This window comes from Streptomyces sp. Xyl84, from assembly GCF_059731885.1.
Map to the genome: position 1 here is coordinate 3,291,603 of NZ_AP029182.1, position 19,762 is coordinate 3,311,364.

The following is a 19,762-nucleotide window of genomic DNA, read 5'->3' on the forward strand; positions in this document are numbered from 1 at the left end:
GGGCCTACGCTGAACGTATGAGCAACCAGAGCGGGCGCGGCCGAGTGGCGGGCCTACCGGCATGGGACCGCTGCGCGGTCATGGGGGTCGTGAACGTGACCCCCGACTCCTTCTCCGACGGCGGCCGCTGGTTCGACACGACGATCGCCGTCAAGCACGGCCTCGACCTGGTGGCACAGGGCGCCGACCTGGTCGACGTCGGCGGCGAGTCCACCCGCCCCGGCGCCACCCGCGTCGACGAGGACGAGGAGCTGCGGCGCGTCATACCCGTCGTCCGCGGTCTGGCCGCCGAGGGCGTCACGATCTCCGTCGACACCATGCGCGCGAAGGTCGCCGAGCAGGCGCTCGCGGCGGGCGCCGCCCTGGTCAACGACGTCAGCGGCGGCCTCGCCGACCCCGCCATGGTCCCCGTGGTCGCAGACGCGCAGGCGCCCTTCGTCGTCATGCACTGGCGCGGCTTCCTGCAGGGCGGCGCCGTCCAGGGCGTCTACGCCGACGTGGTCACCGAGGTCGTCGACGAGCTGCACGCGCGCGTGGAGGCCGTTCTGGAGGGCGGGATCGCCCCCGACCGCGTCGTCGTGGACCCCGGTCTCGGCTTCTCCAAGGACGCCGGGCACGACCTGACGCTCCTGGCCCACCTCGACCGCCTGCGCGGCCTGGGCCACCCCGTGCTGGTCGCCGCCTCCCGCAAGCGGTTCCTCGGCAGGGTGCTGGCCGGCCCGGAGGGCGCGCCGCCGCCCGCCCGGGAGCGGGACGCCGCCACGGCCGCCGTCTCCGCGCTCGCTGCGCACGCCGGCGCGTGGGCGGTGCGCGTGCACGAGGTGCGCGCCACGGCGGACGCGGTACGGGTGGCACGCGCCGTGGAAGAGGCGCGCACCGCGGGAGCCCGCCCGGCGGACCCGGCCCGCTCCCCAGAAGGAGCCCGGTGAGCGCCCCCCACACCGATGTCGAACAGGTCGAGGCGGCCAACACCGCCTTCTACGAGGCTCTGGAGCAGGGCGACTTCGAGGAGCTGACCTCCCTCTGGCTCACCCCCTCCCACCTGGGCGTCGACGAGGAGTACCACGACCCCGCCGACACCGGCGTGATCTCCTGCGTGCATCCCGGCTGGCCGGTCCTCACCGGCCGCGGCGAGGTGCTGCGCAGTTACGCGCTGATCATGGCGAACACGGACTACATCCAGTTCTTCCTGACCGACGTGCACGTCTCGGTCACCGGTGACACCGCCCTGGTGACGTGCACCGAGAACATCCTCAGCGGCGGTCCCGCGCCCGACGACGGCGACGAGCTGGGACCGCTGGTGGGACAGCTCGTGGTCGCCACGAACGTGTTCCGGCGCACCCCTCTCGGCTGGAAGCTCTGGTCCCACCACGCCTCCCCCGTTCTGGCCGAAAACGACGGTGACGAGGAGGACGGGTCACCGTCCTGAACGGGTAGGTGACGGGCACGGACGCAGAAGTGTCCGGAATCACGGGCCCGGGGCCACAGGCGGGCACCGGCCCGTGAGCGGCCCGGTTCGCCAGGGAAAACGCGGGACGGCACCTGCCCGGCCCGGCTCGCCCCGGCGCCCCCGTGTCCCGGCGATGTCGGTGCCCGCAGGTAGATTCGTCGAAAGGCCGGTGTACCGCCCGCACGCGGTACGAACCGACCGCACCGACGACTGCAGGAGTGATTCGCGTGGATCGTGTCGCGCTGCGCGGCCTGAAGGCCCGCGGGCACCACGGTGTGTTCCCCAAGGAGCGCGAGGACGGCCAGACCTTCCTCGTCGACCTCGTCCTGGGCGTGGACACCCGGCAGGCCGCGGCCGACGACGACCTGGCGAAGACGGTGCACTACGGCATCGTGGCCGAGGAGGTCGTGGCCGTGGTCGAGGGCGAGCCGGTGAACCTCATCGAGACGCTCGCCGAGCGCATCGCCCAGACCTGTCTGAAGCACGAAGGGGTCCAGGAGGTCGAGGTCTGCGTGCACAAGCCGGACGCCCCGATCACCGTCCCCTTCGACGACGTGACCGTCACCATCACCCGGAGCCGAGTATGACCCGACCTTTCCTCCAGGGTCACAGCGACCCGACCGTCCAGCCGGTGCCCGCCTCCGTCGTCGAGCAGGTCGACGCCGCCGACACCACGCTCAGCAACCCCAAACGGGCCGTGCTCTCCCTCGGCTCCAACCTGGGCAACCGCCTGGAGACCCTCCAGGGGGCCGTCGACGCCCTGGAGGACACCCCGGGCGTCCGCATCAAGGCCGTCTCCCCGGTCTACGAGACGGAGCCGTGGGGCGTGGAGCCCGGCACCCAGCCGTCGTACTTCAACGCGGTGGTGGTCCTCAAGACGACGCTGCCCCCGTCCTCCCTGCTGGAGCGGGCGCACGCCATCGAGGAGGCCTTCCACCGGGTCCGCGACGAGCGCTGGGGCCCGCGCACCATCGACGTCGACATCGTCTCCTACGCGGACGTGGTCTCTGACGACCCGGTCCTCACCCTCCCCCACCCCCGCGCGCACGAACGCGCCTTCGTCCTCGCGCCGTGGCACGACGTGGACCCCGAGGCCCTGCTCCCCGGCCGGGGCGCGGTGGCGGGCCTGCTGGCGGCGGTGACGCGCACGGGCGTGGCACCGCGCGCGGACCTGGAACTCCGGCTGCCCGAGTAGTCGTTAAGGTCGAGGAAGATCCAGACGCCCGGTCCAGGGACGGCACGGCCGGTCCGCGGCCGGGCCGCGACGAGTCGCCGGGACGCCCGACCACGGTCCGGGGGAGCTGAAGGGACACCGTGAAAGAGCTGCGCATCAGGGTGCTGGCGGGCGTGTTCGTCGTCGCCGGAGTGCTGTCCTGGGCGGGCGCCCGCCTGTGGAACGCGGTGGGGACCCTGCCCAGCGTCCCCCTGGCCGCCCCCATCGTCCTCGCCCTGATCGCCGTGGTCCTGCTGTCCACGGCGCTCTCGCTGCGCGCCCGTCTCAGGGCGCAGCGCGAGCGCCGCCCCGGTGCCAAGGGCGTCGACCCGCTGATGGCCGCCCGCGCGGTGGTTTTCGGCCAGGCCAGCGCCCTGGTCGCGGCCCTGGTCGCCGGGATGTACGGCGGGGCGGGCGTCTTCCTGCTGGAACTGCTCGACCTGCCCACCCGCCGCGACCAGGCCATCTACGCCGGCGCGTCGGTCCTGACAGGCCTCGCGGTGATAGCGGCCGCCCTCTTCCTCGAACGGGTCTGCAAGCTCCCCGAGGACGACGACGAGGACCACGGCGGCGCCGAGCCGGTGGCCTGAACCACCGGCCCTCAGCCGTACGGCGGCAGCGCGGCGCTGCCGCTCAGCGCGCCATGATGAGGCTCATCGCCTCGTTGCGCGTCGCCGCGTCCCGCAGCTGGCCGCGCACCGCCGAGGTGATGGTCTTCGCGCCGGGCTTGCGGATGCCCCGCATCGACATGCACATGTGCTCGCACTCGACGACGACGATGACGCCCCGCGGCTCCAGGATCTCCATCAGCGAGTCGGCGATCTGGGTGGTGAGTCGTTCCTGCACCTGCGGGCGGCGGGCGTAGACGTCCACGAGTCGGGCCAGCTTGGACAGGCCCGTGATCTTCCCGCTGCCGGCCGGGATGTAGCCGACGTGCGCGACCCCCCGGAACGGCACGAGGTGGTGCTCGCAGGTCGAGAACACCTCGATGTCCTTCACCAGCACCATCTCGTCGTGGCCGAGGTCGAACGTCGTCGTCAGGACGTCCTCCGGCTTCTGCCACAGCCCCGCGAATATCTCCCTGTACGCCCGCGCCACCCGCGCCGGGGTGTCCCGCAGGCCCTCGCGGTCCGGGTCCTCGCCGACCGCGATGAGGAGTTCGCGTACGGCGTTCTCGGCGCGCTTCTCGTCGAACTCGCCGATGGCTCCCTCGACGTCCAGCGTCACGGGGTCGGTCATGTGAAGCCTCGTTCCTGTCTGTCTCAGCTGCGGGCATGCGAAATGCCGCGCCCCCCAGGCTAGAACCTGGGGGGCGCGGCATACATTCCGGGGCCGGTGGGCTCCGGTCAGCTCTCCGGACGGTCCTCCGGGGCCTGCTCCGACGCCGGGGCGGGCTCCGTGGCCGTGGACTTCACGGTGCTGATCGCCGCCGTGGCGCCGTTCGCCCCGTTGGTGAGGGCCAGCTCCTTGGGGGAGAGCACCGGCGGCCGGGTGGAGGGGGTGCGGCGCGAGGAGCCGGTCCACGCGGGCCGCGGCGGGCGCTTGACGATGGGGGCGAAGATCTCGGCGATCTCCTCCTTGCCCAGCGTCTCCTTCTCCAGCAGGGCCAGGACGAGGTTGTCGAGCACGTCGCGGTTCTCGACCAGGATCTCCCAGGCCTCGTTGTGCGCGTTCTCGATGAGCTTCTTGACTTCCTCGTCCACCAGCGCGGCGACCTCTTCCGAGTAGTCGCGCTGGTGAGCCATCTCACGGCCGAGGAACGGCTCGGTGTTGTCGCCGCCGAACTTGATGGCGCCGAGACGCTCGGTCATGCCGTACTGCGTGACCATCGCGCGGGCCGTGGAGGTGGCCTTCTCGATGTCGTTCGCGGCACCGGTGGTCGGGTCGTGGAAGACCAGCTCCTCGGCCGCGCGGCCGCCGAGCATGTAGGCCAGCTGGTCCAGCATCTCGTTGCGCGTGGTCGAGTACTTGTCCTCGTCCGGCAGGACCATCGTGTAACCGAGGGCCCGGCCGCGGGACAGGATCGTGATCTTGTGGACCGGGTCGGAGTTCGGCGAGGCCGCCGCGACCAGGGCGTGTCCGCCCTCGTGGTACGCGGTGATCTTCTTCTCCTTGTCCGACATGATCCGGGTCCGCTTCTGCGGGCCCGCGACCACGCGGTCGATCGCCTCGTCCAGCATCTTGTTGTCGATCAGCTTCTGGTCGCTGCGGGCCGTGAGCAGCGCGGCCTCGTTCAGCACGTTGGAGAGATCGGCACCGGTGAAGCCGGGGGTGCGGCGGGCGACGGCGGCCAGGTCGACGTCCTTCGCGACCGGCTTGCCCTTCTGGTGGACCTTGAGGATCTCCAGACGGCCCTGCATGTCCGGACGGTCGACGGCGATCTGCCGGTCGAAGCGTCCGGGGCGCAGGAGGGCCGGGTCGAGGATGTCGGGCCGGTTGGTGGCGGCGATCAGGATCACGCCGCCCTTGACGTCGAAGCCGTCCATCTCGACGAGCAGCTGGTTCAGCGTCTGCTCGCGCTCGTCGTGACCGCCGCCGAGGCCGGCGCCGCGGTGGCGGCCGACCGCGTCGATCTCGTCGACGAAGACGATCGCCGGGGCGTTCGCCTTGGCCTGCTCGAACAGGTCACGCACACGGGAGGCACCGACACCGACGAACATCTCGACGAAGTCGGAACCGGAGATCGAGTAGAACGGGACCCCCGCCTCGCCCGCGACGGCACGCGCGAGCAGGGTCTTGCCGGTGCCGGGCGGACCGTAGAGCAGCACGCCCTTGGGGATCTTCGCCCCGACGGCCTGGAACTTGGCCGGCTCCTGGAGGAACTCCTTGATCTCGTGGAGTTCCTCGACGGCCTCGTCGGCGCCCGCGACGTCCGAGAACGTCGTCTTCGGGGTGTCCTTGGTGATGAGCTTGGCCTTGGACTTCCCGAAGTTCATGACCCGGGAGCCGCCGCCCTGCATCTGGTTCATCAGGAACAGGAAGACGACCACGATGAGGACGAAGGGCAGCAGGGAGAGCAGGACACCGAGGAACGGGTTCTGCTTGGACGGCGAGACCGTGTAGCCGTCCGGGATCTGCTTGTGCTGGTACTTGTCCTGCAGCGTGTTGGCGAGGGCTGCGCCCTGGTCGCCGATGTAGCTCGCCTGGATCTTCGAGCTGCCGGAGACCTTCTGGCCGTCCTTGAGCTCGACCTTGATGGTCTGCTCGTCGCCGGTGGTCAGCTTGGCCTGCTGGACCCGGTTGTCATTGATCGCTGCTACGACCTGGCCTGTGTCCACCGTCTTGTAGCCGCCGGACGAGCCGACGACCTGCATCAACACGACCACGGCAAGGACGGCCAGCACGATCCACATGACCGGCCCACGGAAGTATCGCTTCACGTCCATCCATACGGAGCGGTGCCGCCCCGTCCCTCCTGCCATAGTGAGTTTGATAAGACAGTTCTTCTGACGGTACCCCAGCATTGTGGCTCGAAGCCGCACGGGAGAGCTGGCGTTCCCGTCTGCATGCTCCAACGGCTCCGGGGCCGCAGGGGTTCCCGATCACGGTACGGGCTGCGCCCTTCCGGGTCAGCCCGGGCGGTCAGCCGCCGTAGACGTGGGGGGCGAGCGTACCGACGAACGGGAGGTTCCGGTACTTCTCGGCGTAGTCCAGGCCGTAGCCGACGACGAACTCGTTGGGGATGTCGAAGCCCACCCACTCCACGTCGATGGCGACCTTCGCGGCGTCGGGCTTGCGCAGCAGCGTGCACACCTTCAGGGAGGCCGGCTCGCGCGAACCCAGGTTCGACAGCAGCCACGAGAGGGTCAGGCCGGAGTCGATGATGTCCTCGACGATCAGGACGTGCTTGCCCTTGATGTCGGTGTCCAGGTCCTTGAGGATCCGCACGACACCGGAGGACTGGGTGCCCGCGCCGTAGGACGACACGGCCATCCAGTCCATGGTGAGGGGGGTGGACAGCGCCCGGGCCAGGTCGGCCATGACCATGACCGCGCCCTTGAGCACACCGACGATCAGCAGGTCCTTGCCCGCGTACTCCGCGTCGATCTTCGCGGCCAGCTCGGCCAGCTTCGCGTCGATCTCTTCCTTGGTGATGAGCACCTGCTGGAGGTCGGCACCCATGTCTTTCGCGTCCACCCGCATCACTTTCGGTCGGTCGTCCCGCATTGACGGCTCACGGCTGCTCCGGTCCTCCCGGCGGGGGGTCCGGCCGCCGGGAGTCTCCCCGGCGGGGAGACCGGCGCCTCCCTCGGGGGGAAGGTTTCAGCCTTGCCGAATCACCAGTCTGCCACCCTGGCGCCGGGCGACGACTTTGCCCGGGAGGTTGATGGCCCCCTGACCGCGCCAGCCGGTGATCAGCCGGTCGACCTCCTCGATGTGGCGGGCGAACAGGGAACCGGCCGGGGCCCCGGCGTCGATGGCGGCGCGGCGCAGCACCCGGCGGCGTACGGCGGGGGGCAGGTCGTGCAGCTTGGCGCACTCCAGGCAGCCGGCGTCGTCGCGGGCGGTGGCCTCGGCCTGACCGGCCCAGGCGTCCAGGGCGTCGGCGTCGTCGCGGGAGAGCTGGGCGGTGCGGGCCAGGGCCTCGACGACGCCCTTGCCCAGTGCCTTCTCCAGGGCGGGCAGGCCCTCGTGGCGCAGCCGGGAGCGGGTGTAGGCGGGGTCGGCGTTGTGCGGGTCGTCCCAGACGGGCAGCGACTGGACCATGCAGGCCTTGCGGGCGGTCTGCCGGTCGATGTGCAGGAAGGGCCGCCGGTAACGGCCGCCGGCCCCCGAGACCGCGGCCATGCCCGACAGGGAGCGGATGCCGGAGCCGCGGGCGAGGCCGAGCAGCACCGTCTCGGCCTGGTCGTCGCGGGTGTGGCCGAGCAGGACCGCGTGGGCGCCGTGGCGGTCGGCGGCGGCGTCCAGGGCGGCGTAGCGCGCGTCGCGGGCGGCGGCCTCGGGTCCGCCGTCGCGGCCCACGGTGACGGCGACGGCGTCGACGGGGTCGAGGCCCAGCTCGCGCAGCCGCTGGGCGACCTCGTCGGCGCGCAGGTCGGAGCCGGGCTGCAGACCGTGGTCGACGGTGATGCCGCCGGCGCGGATGCCGAGCTTGGGCGCCTCGAAGGCGAGGGCGGAGGCGAGCGCCATGGAGTCCGCGCCGCCGGAGCAGGCCACGAGGACGAGCGGCGAGGGGCGCCCGGGGCCGGGCGGGGCGTCGTGCGCGCCGCGTGCGGCGGCGCGCGGACCGCGGGCCGGCGTGCGGCTCGGGGTCGGGACGCCGAGCGGGGGGCGCCCGGGCAGCTGTGCGGGCCGCGGGCCGGGGGCGGTGTGCCGCTCGGGGGCGCCGTACGCCGTCTGCGCGGCGTGCGCGGTCTGGAGTTCGGGGCGGGGCAGCCCGGCGGGGGGCGGCGCCGGGGTCTGCTCGTCGAGGATGTCGTTCAGGACGCGGCGTACCGCCAGGCGTATCGCCGCGACCGCAGGATGGGGACCCATGTCCGGTTCCCTTCACGGAAGTTTTCGGGGGGTGAGCCCGAGATCGGTCACTCAGAGTGCGTCGATGGTGACAGAAACGGGCCGTTCCCCGAGCATTGCACGCCTATCCCTCGCTCACGGTCCCTCGGACGGGTGATTGGAGGGGCGTTCGCCTGCCGTCGGCCGGATTCGGTTCACCCCGTCCGCGCCGGGTTCACGATTCGGCCTTGCGGTGCACCCGCGCGACCCAGTCCGCCGGTTTGGCGATCTCCGCCTTGGTGGGCAGCGTGTTCGGGGAGGTCCACACGCGGTTGAAGCCGTCCATGCCGACCTGGTCGACGACCGCGCGGACGAACCGCTCCCCGTCACGGTACTGGCGCAGCTTGGCGTCCAGACCCAGCAGCTTGCGCAGCGCCGAGTCCAGCCGGGAGGCGCCCTTGGCGCGGCGCTGCTGGAACTTCTCGCGGATCTCCGCCACGGTCGGCACGACCTGGGGGCCCACCCCGTCCATCACGTAGTCGGCGTGGCCCTCCAGGAGGGACATCACTGCGGTGAGCCGGCCGAGGATCTCCCGCTGGGCGGGGGTCTGCACCAGCTCGACGAGGGAGCGCCCGCCGTCGTCCTCCTCGCCCTCGGGCCGCCCGCCGACGAGCGACTGCGCGGCCTCGCGGATGCGCTCCAGGAAGGCCATGGGGTCGACGTCGGTCTCCGACAGGAAAGACTGGATTTCACCCTCGAGGTGGTCGCGCAGCCAGGGCACCGCCGTGAACTGCGTGCGGTGGGTCTCCTCGTGCAGGCACACCCACAGGCGGAAGTCGTGCGGCTGTACGTCGAGTTCGCGTTCGACGTGGACGATGTTCGGGGCGACGAGCAGCAGCCGTCCGCCGCCGTTCGCCCCCGCGGGCAGGTCGCGGGCGGCCGGGGCGAATGTCTCGTACTGGCCGAGGACCCGGGAGGCGAGGAACGACAGCAGCATGCCGAGTTCCACGCCGGTGACCTTGCCGCCGACGGCGCCGAGCACCGCGTTGCCGGGGCTGGTGCCGCGCCGCTCCTGCATCTTGTCCAGCAGGGGCTTGAGCAGTTCCCGGAATCCCGCGACGTTCGCCCGGACCCAGCCCGGGCGGTCGACGACCAGCACGGGGGTGTCGTGGGTGTCCTCGGTGCCCAGGCGGGTGAACGCCCGCACGTGCTCCTCGGAGACCTTGGCGTGCCGGCGCAGTTCGGCGACGACGGCGCGGGCGTCCTCGCGGCTCACCTCGGGGCCCGGCCGGACCAGCCGGGTCGCGGTCGCCACCGCGAGATTCCAGTCGACCATCCCGGGACTTGCGGCACCACCGATGCTCGTCATGTGTCAACGGTACGTGAGCGCCGCCGCTCCGGGCAGGGCGGCGGCGCGGGCCCCGCGATCCGGGTTCCCGCCGGACCGCGCGGCGGAACGGCCGGAGCGGACACGCTCGATCAGCAGTCGCCTGCCGTGAACGGTCAGCCGGGCATTACGGTGGGACACGAAGACCTCCGTGCGGTGCAGTCCTAGACAGCTCCACCACACCGGAGGTCTTCGCCATCATCAGGCCCGACAGGCGTCGACGACGCTCATGGTCAATACACCTGGCCGCAGCCGCAGGCCGCGAGGGCCGTCGCCGTGCGGTCCAGGGCCGACTGGGCCGACTGCGGGTCGGTCGTGCCCTCGGTCAGGAAGGCGAAGGCCAGCAGGCGTCCGTCGCGGTCGACGGCGGTTCCCGCGAGGGTGTTCACACCGGTGAGCGTGCCCGTCTTGGCCCGGACGACCCCCGCGGCGCCGTCCTGGGCGTAGCGGTCGGCGAGGGTGCCGGTGAAACCGGCGACCGGCAGGCCGGTGAGGACCGGGCGGAGGCCGGGGCGGGCGGGATCGGCGGCCGTGCGCAGCAGGGCGGTCAGCAGGTTCGCGGTGAGCCGGTCGGTGCGGTCCAGGCCGCTGCCGTCGTGGAAGGCGGTGCCGGCCAGCGGCAGGCCGAGCCGCTTCAGCCGGGCGGCGATCGCCCGGGCGCCGCCGGCGAAGTCGGGCCGTTCACCGGTGGCCGCGGCGGTCTGCCGGGCCAGGGCCTCGGCGATGTCGTTGTCGCTGTTGGTGAGCATGCGTTCGACGACGTCGGACAGCGGCGGGGAGGACACGGTCGCGAGGGTCTGCGAGCGGCCGGTCGCCTTGGAGGGGCCGGGGGCGGTCGTCCGGACGCCGTGGTCCGCCAGGAAGCGGCCGAAGGCACGGGCGGCGTCGGCGGCCGGGTCGGCGGCGCGCGGCGCGGGACCGTGGTCCGAGCCGTCGGTGCGCGCCTCGTCGGCCGTCAGCGCGCTGACCCGGGCCAGGTTCTCGTTCACGCCGATGGGGTGCAGGCCGGAACCGGCGTACAGGGTGGTGTCGTACGACAGCGTGACCCGGTGCAGGCCGCGCGCGGCCAGGGCGGTGGCCGTGGCGTCGGCGAGGGTGCGCAGGCTCGCCGCGCCGCGGGCGTCCTCGCGGGCGGTGAGGGTGGGGTCGCCGCCGCCGACCAGCACGAGTTCCCCGGTGTCGGGTTCCAGGGCGGCGCGGGTGGTGAAGCGGTGGTCGGGGCCGAGGGCGGACAGGGCGGCGACGGCGGTGGCGATCTTGGTGGTGGAGGCGGGAGTGAGACCGTCGCCGCCGTCCTTGCCGTAGACCTGCCGGCCTGTGGTGACGTCGACGACCACGGCGGAGCGGCGGGCGCCGAGGGCCGGGTTCTCCAGGAGGGGGTCCAGGACGCCGGCGAGGGCCGGCGCGCCCGCGGCCGGTTCGACGGTGCCGCCCGTGCCGCCCAGGCCGATCAGCACCGGAGCGGCGCTGGGCGCGGGCCGGGGAGCGGACGCGGCGACTCCGCCGGACATATCGGAATCACGGCCGTGATCTGCGCCACCCGCACGCTCCAGGGCGGCGGCCCGATCCCGCTCGGCCGTACGCTGACCGGTGGAGTCCCAGGGGCCGGCGGCAGTCACCACCCCGGCGGCCAGCGCCAGCCCGGCGGTGGCGGCACCGGCGGTGTACTGCCACGTCCTCGGCCGCCCCGGCCGGTGCCCGGTGGCCTGCGTGAGCCGTGCGACCCACGGCCGTACGGACCGCACGGCCCCTGTCAGGCGCGGCTGCGCGGACCGTGCGACCCGTGCCAGACGCGGCCGCGCGGACCGTTCCAGGCGTGCCAGCCGCTTCCTCGCGGCCTGCCAGCCCCTCAGCTCCGGCATGACCACCAGCCCCTTTCGCGATCACACACCTGCGTGAGGGACACTTAATCACCAGAACTATGTGCTGATCATGGAGGAGCCACCGGTGGAGTTCGACGTCACGATCGAGATTCCGAAGGGTTCGCGGAACAAGTACGAGGTGGACCACGAGACCGGTCGTATCCGCCTGGACCGTCGACTCTTCACTTCGACCAGCTACCCGGCCGACTACGGCTTCGTCGAGGACACCCTCGGCGAGGACGGCGACCCGCTGGACGCGCTGGTCATCCTGGACGAGCCGACCTTCCCCGGCTGTCTCATCAAGTGCCGCGCCATCGGCATGTTCCGGATGACGGACGAGGCCGGCGGCGACGACAAGCTGCTGTGCGTGCCGGCGTCCGACCCGCGTGTGGAGCACCTGCGTGACATCCACCACGTGTCGGAGTTCGACCGCCTGGAGATCCAGCACTTCTTCGAGGTCTACAAGGACCTGGAGCCGGGCAAGTCGGTCGAGGGCGCCAACTGGGTGGGCCGTGCGGACGCCGAGGCGGAGATCGAGCGCTCCCGCAAGCGCTTCGAGGAGCACGGCGGTCACTGACCGCGCGAAACCCACGGGCCGCGTCCACCCCACCGGGTGTGACGCGGCCTTTGGCATGCGGGGGTGGGTACCCGCGCATACTGAGGCTTACGGAAGGTGTCGTTCAGGGAGCGTTGCCCAGTGACGGATGCGGAGGACCGCAAACCGCAGTCGGACGAGGCGAGGAGTGACTACACGTCGCGCGCCACCCCGCCCGCGGACTCTGCGGTGACGCAGGCGACGCAGGTGATTCCCGTGGTGTCTGTGACGCAGGTGATTCCTGCGGCGCCGGTGACACCTGTGACCTCCGGGACCGACAACGAGTCGTCGACGACGTCCGAGTTCGCCGTCCCGCAGGGGCTCGCGGTGCCCCGTACCGGCAGCGAGTCCGAGACGACGTCGGAGTTCGCCCTCCCGGACGGCCTGGAGGTGCCCGAGGCGGGCGCCTCGGAGTCCGGGGGATCGGCGTTCAGCCCGCCCAGCACCTACAACGCCCGCGAGGCGCCGTACGCCTTCACCCCGCCGAGCGGCACCCCTGCGGTCAGCCTGACCAAGGACGCCCCCTGGCAGGACCGGATGCGCACGATGCTGCGCATGTCGGTGACCGAGCGGCCGGCGCTGGAGTTCGTGCAGAAGACGGAGGAGGGCGGCCCGGCCGTCCCGCGCGTCCTCGACCTGACCCTCCGGATCGGCGAGCTGCTCCTCGCGGGCGGTGAGGGCGCCGAGGACGTGGAGACGGCGATGTTCGCCGTCTGCCGCTCCTACGGCCTGGACCGCTGCGAGCCGAACGTCACCTTCACCCTGCTGTCGATCTCCTACCAGCCGTCCCTCGTGGACGACCCGGTGACGGCCTCCCGCGTGGTGCGCCGCCGCGGCACCGACTACACGCGGCTCGCGGCCGTCTTCCAGCTCGTCGACGACCTCAGCGACCCGGAGTCCCACGTCTCCCTCGAAGAGGCCTACCGGCGGCTGGCGGAGATCCGCCGCAACCGGCACCCCTACCCCGGCTGGGCCCTGACCGGGGCCGCGGGACTGCTCGCGGGCGCCGCCTCCGTGCTCGTCGGCGGTGGTCCGCTGGTGTTCGTGGTGGCCGCGCTCGGCGCGATGCTCGGCGACCGGCTGGCGTGGCTGTGCGCCGGACGCGGGCTGCCGGAGTTCTACCAGTTCACGGTCGCGGCGATGCCGCCGGCCGCGATCGGAGTCGCCCTCACCGTGGCGGACGTCGACGTGAAGGCGTCCGCGGTCATCACCGGTGGTCTGTTCGCGCTGCTGCCGGGGCGGGCGCTGGTGGCCGGGGTGCAGGACGGCCTGACCGGCTTCTACATCACGGCCTCCGCGCGCCTGCTGGAGGTCATGTACTTCTTCGTCGGCATCGTCACCGGTGTGCTGCTGGTCCTGTACTTCGGCGTGAAGCTGGGCGCGCAGCTCAACCCGGACGCGGCGCTCGTGGGCAGCCAGCGGCCGGTGCTCCAGCTCGTCGCCTCGATGCTGCTGTCGCTGACCTTCGCCGTGCTGCTCCAGCAGGAGCGGTCCACCGTGCTGTGGGTGACGCTCAACGGCGGGGTGGCCTGGGCGGTGTACGGCGCGATGCACAACGTCGGCGACATCTCGCCGGTGGCCTCCACGGCGGCGGCGGCGGGCCTGGTGGGGCTGTTCGGGCAGTTGCTCTCCCGCTACCGGTTCGCCTCCGCGCTGCCGTACACGACCGCGGCGATCGGGCCGCTGCTGCCGGGCTCGGCGACGTACTTCGGTCTGCTGTCGATCGCCCAGAACCACGTCGACAAGGGACTCGTGTCCCTGGCCAAGGCGGTCTCCCTCGCCATGGCCATCGCCATCGGGGTGAACCTCGGCTCCGAGATCTCCCGGCTGTTCCTGCGGATGCCGGGAGCGGGCAGCGCGGCGGGGCGCCGGGCGGCGAAGCGCACCAGGGGCTTCTGAGCCGCCCGGTGCGCGGGCCGTCTCACGGGGCGCGGTAGTAGCCCTGGCCGTAGGGGCGCTGCTGCTGGTGCCGGTCGTGATCCTCCTGCTGGTGGCCGTACGGCTGGTCCTCCTGCGGAGTGCCGTACGGCTGCTGCTGGGGCTGAGGCTGAGACTGCGGGTGGTGGGGCTGCTGCTGGGGCTGCTGCTGCTGCGGGTACTGGCCGCCGGCGTACTGGCCCTGGTCGTAGCCGTACGGCTGCTGGTGGTGATGGGGCTGGTGCGGCTGGGCGGGGTGCTGCTGGGGCTGGGGCTGCTGCGGCCGCGGGCCCTGCTGGTGCGGCGGCTCGATGCGGCGCAGCTGGGTCGTCGCGTCGTCCATGACCGGCTGCTGGTACTGCTGGGGCTGCTGGTACGGCTGCGCGTACTGCTGCTGGTACCCGCCCGGGACGGCGTGCTCCGGCCCGGGCGCCGCGGGAGCGGACTCCGGCTCGTTCTTCGCCTTGGCGCGGGCGCGCAGGAACTCGATGGCGATCGGGACGACCGAGACGAGGACGATCAGGATGAGGATCGCCTCGATGTTGCTCTTGACGAAGTCGATCTTGCCGAGCCAGGAGCCGAGCAGCGTCACACCGGCGCCCCACAGGACACCGCCGATGACGTTGAAGGTCGCGAACGAGCGGTACCGCATGCCGCTGACGCCCGCGATGATCGGCGTGAACGTCCGCACGACGGGCACGAAGCGGGCCAGGACCAGGGACTTCGGGCCGTACTTCTCGAAGAACTCGTGCGCCTTGACCACGTTCTCCTGTTTGAACAGGCGGGAGTCGGGGCGGTTGAAGAGGGACGGGCCGACCTTCTTGCCGAACATGTAGCCCGCCTGGTCGCCGAGGACCGCCGCGAGGCAGATCAGGGCGATCGCCGCCCACAGCGGGAAGTCCAGCTGGTGCGAGGTGATCAGCAGGCCGCAGGTGAACAGCAGCGAGTCACCCGGCAGGAAGAAGCCGATCAGCAGGCCCGACTCGGCGAAGACGACGAGGAGCAGGCCCCAGATGCCGAAGGTGTCCAGCAGGTAGTTCGGATCCAGCCAGCTCGGGCCGAGGGCAAGCGTCATCACGGTTCCGGGCTCCTGATGGGGTGAGGACGGTCGGCGGCGGGTCGGCCTCCGGGTACTGCCGCACAAAGTATCAACGGATGGTGTACGGCTCAGGTTCCACCGGGGTGATCGGCGGGGAGCTGAAGGGGCTCACCAAGACGCTGGGTCCGTGCGTAAGGGGCGCCCACCTAGGTGGACGCCCCTTACTTCGTCGCTGCCGTCACCTCATCCCGGTCGCATCCCCACGGCCCGCGTCTTACCCGCCCACGGCCCCGCTGCCGTCCTCCCCGCCGACGTCATCCCCGTGACGGGCGGCGTTGGCGAGGATCGCCGCCTTGAGGTGCTCGGCCGTACCCGGCGCCATGGAGTCGTAGTAGGCCTTGAAGCGCTCGTCCGCGACGTACATCTCCCCAAGGGTGCGGTGCATCTCGTACGGGCATTCGAAGAACCACCTGCCGATGTGCCGTCGGTGCTCCTCGGCCAGGTCCATCGCCGCCCGGCCGGCCGGCGGCTCTCCCGCGGCCACCAGGGCCGCGTACCGCTCGCCCCACGCGTCCACCTCGGCCTGGATGCGCTTCCAGTCCTCCTTGGAGTAGCGGGCGGCGCGGCGCTGCGACTCGGCGTACGCCTCGGTGCCTCCCCAGCGCTGCTCGGCCTCCTCCGCGTACTGCTCCGGGTCCTTGTCCCCGAACACCTCGAAGCGCTCCTCGGGGGTGAGGTTGATTCCCATCCTGCGTGCCTCCATGGCCTGCTCCACGGCCGCGGCCATCTTCCGCAGCTTCTCGATCCGGGCGGTCAGCAGTTCGTGCCGACGGCGCAGGTGCGCGCGCGGATCCGCGTCCGGGTCGTCGAGCAGCGCCGCGACCTCGTCGAGCGGGAAGCCCAGCTCCCGGTAGAACAGGATCTGCTGCAGCCGGTCGAGGTCGGCGTCGCTGTAACGCCGGTGCCCCGCGTGGCTGCGCCCGCCCGGAACGAGCAGGCCGATGTCGTCGTAGTGGTGCAGGGTGCGCACCGTCACCGCGGCGAAACCGGCGACCTGGCCCACGGTGTAGCTCACTTTCCGCTCCTTTCTCCGTACGCGCTCCACGCTGCTTCCTCACGTCGCGTGAGGTGCAAGCCGGTTTCCGCCCCCGGTCCCGGTCGTTTCACGCGCGTTCACACCGGTACGCCGGATCAGTCCGTTTATCGTGTGCCGGTGGCCCAGGACACCGAGCAGCAGGCACGCGCCGTACCGGCGGCCCCGGCCCGCTCGCTGCTGCCCCTGATCCTGCCCGCTCTCGTCACCGGCGTCGGCTGCAGCCTGCTCCTGCTGGTGGTGAGCGGGGCGGCGGAGCGGCTGCAGGACGCGCTGTGGGGCGACCTGCCGGACGCGCTCGGGGTCGGCCGGTACTCCGTGGGGTGGATGCTGGCCGTGCTGACCGCGACCGGGGTCCTGGTGGGGCTCGTGGTGTGGAAGGCGCCGGGTCACGCGGGTCCCGACCCGGCCACGCTCGGCCTCTCGGCCGCCCCGATGGCGCCGGCCGTACTGCCGGGGCTGCTGCTGGCGACCATGCTGATGCTGGCCGGCGGGCCCAGTCTGGGCCCCGAGAACCCGATCATCGCGGTCAACGTGGCCCTGGCGTTCTGGTTCGGCCGCAGGCTGCTGCCCCGGCTGCCGGGCACGCTGTGGCCCGCGCTGGCGGAGGCGGCGACCATCGGGGCCCTGTTCGGGACGGCGGTGGCCGCCGCGCTGGTCATCTCCGAGGCGCTGGCCGGGCGGCCGATGAAGGGGGCGCTGTGGGACAACCTCTTCGCGCCACTGGCGGCGGGCGCCGCGGGCGCCATGACCACGACCCTCATCGCCCGTCCCGCCTTCGACCTCGGACTGCCGCCCTTCGGGCGCCCGCACGCGGGTGACGTGCTCGCCGCCCTGGTGATCTCGTCGGCGGGCGCGCTGCTCGGCCTCACCGCCGTGTACGCCTTCCCGTACGTCCACCGGGCCTTCGCCCGGCTCGGCCATCCGATGATCGCCCTGCCTGCCGGCGGGCTGGTCCTCGGTCTGCTGGGGGCGCTCGGCGGTCACCTCACCCTGTTCAAGGGGCTCGCGGAGGTCGCCGAGCTGGCCCGGCACCCCGAGGACCGGACGGCGGGGCAGTTCGCCGCGCTGGCCGTGGTGAAACTGGCGGCGCTGCTCGTGGCGGCGTCCTGCGGCTTCCGCGGCGGCCGGATCTTCCCGTCCGTCTTCATCGGCGCCGCGCTCGGGCTGGCCGCCCACGCCCTGGTGCCCTCGGTGCCGCCCGCGCTCGCTGTGGCGGCGGCCGTCCTGGGCATGCTGATGGCCGTCACCCGGCAGGGCTGGGTGAGTCTGTTCACGGCCGCGGTCCTCGTCTCCTCCCCGGCCGTGCTGTCCCTGCTGTGCCTCGCCTCGCTGCCGACCTGGCTGCTGGTGACCGGCAGGCCGCAGATGCAGCTGCGGGCGGACGGTACGGCGGTCCGCTGACCGCCGCCCCGCCCACGGGCGCCCTCCCCCGGCCGCCACGGACCGACCCGCCCGGTGACCCGCTCAGCGCGCGAGTCCCCGCTGCCCGCACTTGATCAGCGGGCGTCTCCCCGGTGCGGCCGGTCCGTGGCGTACGGGTTCTCCTGGCCTTCCTCCAGCACGCCGGAGAAGGGCTCGCCCTCACCGGCGAAGGTGTACGCCCCGCCGCGGACACGGTCGATCAGCCCCCGCGTCCACTCGGCGCCGGCGTCGGCGGAGTGCACCCAGAAGTTCATGATCTCGCCGATGTGGCCGAGCAGGCCGGGGCCGTCCTGGGGCGTGTAGTACTCGGTGACCGACCTGCGCCACTCCTCGATGCCGCGCACCCGCTCCTCGAGGAGGGCGAGAGCTTCCTCCCGCTCCAGGTCGACCATGAAGCCGAGGGCGGCGGTCAGCACGTCGGGGCGCTGGTCGTAGGCGGTGAGGTACTCGCGCAGCAGGGAGAAGTACTCCTCGGTGCCCCTGTCGGTGATCTCGTACTCGACGCGCGGCGGGCCGCCCGCCGTGGACGGCGCGATCTCGTGCGCGTGCAGCATCCCCTGCTTGGCCATCTGCTTCAGGGCGTGGTAGATCGATCCCGGCTTGGCGTTGGACCACTCATGGGCGCCCCAGTACTCCAGGTCGTTGCGCACCTGGTAGCCGTGGGCCCGCCCGTGCTGGCGGACGGCGCCGAGCACGAGGAGACGGATCGCTGACATGCGGTCCAGGTTATTGCCGGGGCCCCGGCGGCCCTCGCGAGGGCGGCCGGCCGGGGCCGGACCCAGGTCAGCTCGGCTCGGGTCAGAACGGGAACCCGCTCCGGCCGTGCTGGACGGAGATCCACTTGACCGTGGTGAAGGCGTCCACCGTCGTCTCGCCGTTCAGGCGGCCGATGCCGGAGTGCTTCTCGCCGCCGAAGGGCACCAGGGGCTCGTCGTGCACGGTGCCGTCGTTCACGTGGAACATGCCGGTGTCGATGCGCTTGGCGAAGGCCACGCCCCGCTCGATGTCGCCCGTGTGGACGGCGCCGCTGAGGCCGTAGGGGGTGTCGTTGACGATCCGGACCGCCTCCTCCTCGCCGTCGAAGGGGATGAGGAAGGCGACCGGTCCGAAGACCTCCTGCTGGAGCAGGGCCGAACCGGCCGGGACATCCGTCAGGACGGAGGGGGCGACCAGGTTGTCGGTGGTGGTGCCGCGCACCAGCGCGGTGGCGCCCTCGGCGAGGGCCTGCTCGACGACACCGGAGACGGCGTTGGCCTGGGCGGAGTTGATCACCGGCCCGATGACGGTCTGCGGGTCGCGGGGGTCGCCGACCTTCAGCGACTTCACCTTGGCGACGAACTTCTCGGTGAACGCGTCGGCGATCGAGCGGTCCACCAGGATCCGGTTCGCGGCCATGCACACCTGGCCCTGGTGGACGTAGCGGCTGAAGACGGCCGCGTCGACCGCGTAGTCCAGGTCGGCGTCGTCCAGGACCACGATCGCGCTGTTGCCGCCCAGTTCGAGGACCGTGCGCTTGAAGTGCGCGGCGCAGACGGTGGCCACGTGCCGGCCGACCTTGTCGGAGCCGGTGAAGGAGATCAGCTTGGGGATCGGGTGCTCGATGAAGGCGTCACCGATCTCGGCGATGTCCGTGACGACGACGTTGAGCAGGCCGCCGGGCAGGCCCGCGTCCTCGAAGATCCTCGCCACCAGGGTGCCGCCCGCGACCGGCGTGTTCTGGTGCGGCTTGAGCACCACGCCGTTGCCGAGCGCGAGCGCCGGGGCGACCGACTTGACCGACAGCAGGAAGGGGAAGTTGAAGGGGCTGATCACGCCGACGACGCCGACCGGGACGCGGTAGACGCGGTTCTCCTTGCCGTCCGAGGGGGAGGGCAGGATCCTGCCCTCCGGGGCCAGCGCCAGGTGGACCGACTCGCGCAGGAACTCCTTGACGAGGTGCAGTTCGAAGGCGGCCTTGAGGTGCGTACCGCCCAGCTCGGCGATGATCACCTCGGTGATCTCCTGCTCGCGTTCCTCGACCAGGCGCAGCGCCTTCTCGAAGACCGCGCGGCGCGCGTAGGGGTTGGTGGCGGCCCACTGCTTCTGGGCGCGCGCCGCCGCCCGGTACGCCTCGTCCACCTCGTCGGCCGTGGCTATGGTGATCGAGGCCAGCTTCTCGTCGTCGTACGGATTGAAGTCGATGATGTCCCAGGAACCGGTGCCCTGACGCCACTCGCCGTCGATGTACTGCCGGGCCAGGTCGGTGAAGTAGGACGACATGTGATCCCTCGAATCCCAGGCGCTCGCTGTCTGATCGAACGTCATCGTACGTGCGCGCCAAGGACGTTGGGGGCGTATTGCTACTT

The 19,762-nt window shown here is 72.0% G+C and carries 19 protein-coding genes; 8 read left to right on the top strand and 11 right to left on the bottom strand.

Going from position 1 to position 19,762, the window contains the following annotated elements; genetic code table 11:
* Nucleotides 1-17 precede the first annotated feature (17 nt).
* From folP to AC6I72_RS14215, 5 genes are all read left to right on the top strand, one after another.
* Nucleotides 18-929: a dihydropteroate synthase gene (gene folP, locus AC6I72_RS14195; RefSeq protein ID WP_498001126.1), complete on the top strand. Its 912-nt coding sequence runs from the start codon at nt 18-20 to the stop codon at nt 927-929.
* Entirely contained in the window at nt 926-1,429 is a 504-nt protein-coding gene (locus AC6I72_RS14200; RefSeq protein ID WP_498001128.1) for a nuclear transport factor 2 family protein, read from the top strand. The genes folP and AC6I72_RS14200 overlap by 4 nt, the downstream gene beginning before the upstream one ends.
* A 248-nt stretch (nt 1,430-1,677) precedes the next feature.
* Nucleotides 1,678-2,037 carry a dihydroneopterin aldolase gene (folB, locus tag AC6I72_RS14205; protein WP_037850491.1) on the top strand — a complete coding sequence of 120 codons (360 nt, stop codon included), beginning with the start codon at nt 1,678-1,680 and terminating at the stop codon, nt 2,035-2,037.
* The gene (folK, locus tag AC6I72_RS14210) at nt 2,034-2,645 is read left to right on the top strand and encodes a 2-amino-4-hydroxy-6-hydroxymethyldihydropteridine diphosphokinase (protein ID WP_037850493.1); all 612 of its coding nucleotides are present in this window, start codon (nt 2,034-2,036) and stop codon (nt 2,643-2,645) included. The genes folB and folK overlap by 4 nt, the downstream gene beginning before the upstream one ends.
* 119 nt (nt 2,646-2,764) lie before the next feature.
* Nucleotides 2,765-3,253 carry a DUF3180 domain-containing protein gene (locus AC6I72_RS14215; RefSeq protein WP_498001130.1) on the top strand — a complete coding sequence of 163 codons (489 nt, stop codon included), beginning with the start codon at nt 2,765-2,767 and terminating at the stop codon, nt 3,251-3,253.
* A gap of 43 nt (nt 3,254-3,296) precedes the next feature.
* Here AC6I72_RS14215 and folE read toward each other — a convergent pair whose 3' ends face one another.
* From folE to dacB, 7 genes are all read right to left on the bottom strand, one after another.
* The gene (gene folE, locus AC6I72_RS14220; RefSeq protein ID WP_498001132.1) at nt 3,297-3,902 is read right to left on the bottom strand and encodes a GTP cyclohydrolase I FolE; all 606 of its coding nucleotides are present in this window, start codon (nt 3,900-3,902) and stop codon (nt 3,297-3,299) included.
* A gap of 107 nt (nt 3,903-4,009) precedes the next feature.
* Nucleotides 4,010-6,049, bottom strand: coding sequence for an ATP-dependent zinc metalloprotease FtsH (gene ftsH / locus AC6I72_RS14225; RefSeq protein ID WP_498001133.1), 2,040 nt, complete (start codon nt 6,047-6,049; stop codon nt 4,010-4,012).
* Nucleotides 6,050-6,245: 196 nt separating this feature from the next.
* Nucleotides 6,246-6,806 (bottom strand): hypoxanthine phosphoribosyltransferase, encoded by a 561-nt coding sequence (gene hpt, locus AC6I72_RS14230; protein WP_360971411.1) that lies wholly within the window; start codon nt 6,804-6,806, stop codon nt 6,246-6,248.
* Nucleotides 6,807-6,926: 120 nt separating this feature from the next.
* Nucleotides 6,927-8,141, bottom strand: coding sequence for a tRNA lysidine(34) synthetase TilS (gene tilS / locus AC6I72_RS14235; RefSeq protein ID WP_498001135.1), 1,215 nt, complete (start codon nt 8,139-8,141; stop codon nt 6,927-6,929).
* A 193-nt stretch (nt 8,142-8,334) separates the two neighbouring features.
* Nucleotides 8,335-9,468, bottom strand: coding sequence for a zinc-dependent metalloprotease (locus AC6I72_RS14240; RefSeq protein WP_498001136.1), 1,134 nt, complete (start codon nt 9,466-9,468; stop codon nt 8,335-8,337).
* A gap of 3 nt (nt 9,469-9,471) precedes the next feature.
* Nucleotides 9,472-9,627, bottom strand: coding sequence for a hypothetical protein (locus tag AC6I72_RS14245; RefSeq protein WP_498004879.1), 156 nt, complete (start codon nt 9,625-9,627; stop codon nt 9,472-9,474).
* Between the two features lie 92 nt (nt 9,628-9,719).
* A complete protein-coding gene (gene dacB, locus AC6I72_RS14250; RefSeq protein ID WP_498001137.1) occupies nt 9,720-11,354 on the bottom strand; it encodes a D-alanyl-D-alanine carboxypeptidase/D-alanyl-D-alanine endopeptidase in 1,635 nt (544 codons plus the stop codon).
* Nucleotides 11,355-11,433: 79 nt separating this feature from the next.
* Between dacB and AC6I72_RS14255 the strand changes: the two genes are divergently transcribed.
* Together AC6I72_RS14255 and AC6I72_RS14260 are read left to right on the top strand one after the other, a co-directional pair.
* Entirely contained in the window at nt 11,434-11,925 is a 492-nt protein-coding gene (locus AC6I72_RS14255; RefSeq protein ID WP_018568890.1) for an inorganic diphosphatase, read from the top strand.
* Nucleotides 11,926-12,045: 120 nt separating this feature from the next.
* Complete coding sequence (locus AC6I72_RS14260) at nt 12,046-13,842, top strand: threonine/serine exporter family protein (protein ID WP_498001139.1); 1,797 nt, start codon at nt 12,046-12,048, stop codon at nt 13,840-13,842.
* A 22-nt stretch (nt 13,843-13,864) separates the two neighbouring features.
* Here the strand turns inward: AC6I72_RS14260 and AC6I72_RS14265 are convergent, their stop codons facing one another.
* Together AC6I72_RS14265 and AC6I72_RS14270 are read right to left on the bottom strand one after the other, a co-directional pair.
* A complete protein-coding gene (locus AC6I72_RS14265) occupies nt 13,865-14,938 on the bottom strand; it encodes a DedA family protein (RefSeq protein WP_498001141.1) in 1,074 nt (357 codons plus the stop codon).
* A 235-nt stretch (nt 14,939-15,173) separates the two neighbouring features.
* On the bottom strand, nt 15,174-15,974 hold the full coding sequence (locus tag AC6I72_RS14270) for a MerR family transcriptional regulator (RefSeq protein ID WP_498001143.1): 801 nt from the start codon (nt 15,972-15,974) through the stop codon (nt 15,174-15,176).
* A gap of 138 nt (nt 15,975-16,112) precedes the next feature.
* Here AC6I72_RS14270 and AC6I72_RS14275 point away from each other — a divergent pair, with 138 nt between their 5' ends.
* A complete protein-coding gene (locus AC6I72_RS14275) occupies nt 16,113-17,396 on the top strand; it encodes an ion channel protein (RefSeq protein ID WP_498001145.1) in 1,284 nt (427 codons plus the stop codon).
* Nucleotides 17,397-17,491: 95 nt separating this feature from the next.
* On the opposite strand, the gene AC6I72_RS14280 is transcribed toward AC6I72_RS14275, so the two are convergent.
* Together AC6I72_RS14280 and AC6I72_RS14285 are read right to left on the bottom strand one after the other, a co-directional pair.
* Nucleotides 17,492-18,133, bottom strand: a complete 642-nt coding sequence (locus tag AC6I72_RS14280) for a PadR family transcriptional regulator (RefSeq protein WP_498001146.1) — start codon at nt 18,131-18,133, stop codon at nt 17,492-17,494.
* Nucleotides 18,134-18,215: 82 nt separating this feature from the next.
* Nucleotides 18,216-19,676 (bottom strand): aldehyde dehydrogenase family protein, encoded by a 1,461-nt coding sequence (locus tag AC6I72_RS14285; protein WP_498001148.1) that lies wholly within the window; start codon nt 19,674-19,676, stop codon nt 18,216-18,218.
* Between the last annotated feature and the right edge of the window lie 86 nt (nt 19,677-19,762).

Coding starts and splice junctions, on each gene's coding strand:
- folP (WP_498001126.1), top strand. CDS start 18: ATGAGCAACCAGAGCGGGCGCGGCCGAGTGGCGGGCCTACCGGCATGG.
- folK (WP_037850493.1), top strand. CDS start 2,034: ATGACCCGACCTTTCCTCCAGGGTCACAGCGACCCGACCGTCCAGCCG.
- folE (WP_498001132.1), bottom strand. CDS start 3,902: ATGACCGACCCCGTGACGCTGGACGTCGAGGGAGCCATCGGCGAGTTC.
- ftsH (WP_498001133.1), bottom strand. CDS start 6,049: ATGGACGTGAAGCGATACTTCCGTGGGCCGGTCATGTGGATCGTGCTG.
- hpt (WP_360971411.1), bottom strand. CDS start 6,806: ATGCGGGTGGACGCGAAAGACATGGGTGCCGACCTCCAGCAGGTGCTC.
- tilS (WP_498001135.1), bottom strand. CDS start 8,141: ATGGGTCCCCATCCTGCGGTCGCGGCGATACGCCTGGCGGTACGCCGC.
- AC6I72_RS14240 (WP_498001136.1), bottom strand. CDS start 9,468: ATGACGAGCATCGGTGGTGCCGCAAGTCCCGGGATGGTCGACTGGAAT.
- AC6I72_RS14280 (WP_498001146.1), bottom strand. CDS start 18,133: ATGTCAGCGATCCGTCTCCTCGTGCTCGGCGCCGTCCGCCAGCACGGG.
- AC6I72_RS14285 (WP_498001148.1), bottom strand. CDS start 19,676: ATGTCGTCCTACTTCACCGACCTGGCCCGGCAGTACATCGACGGCGAG.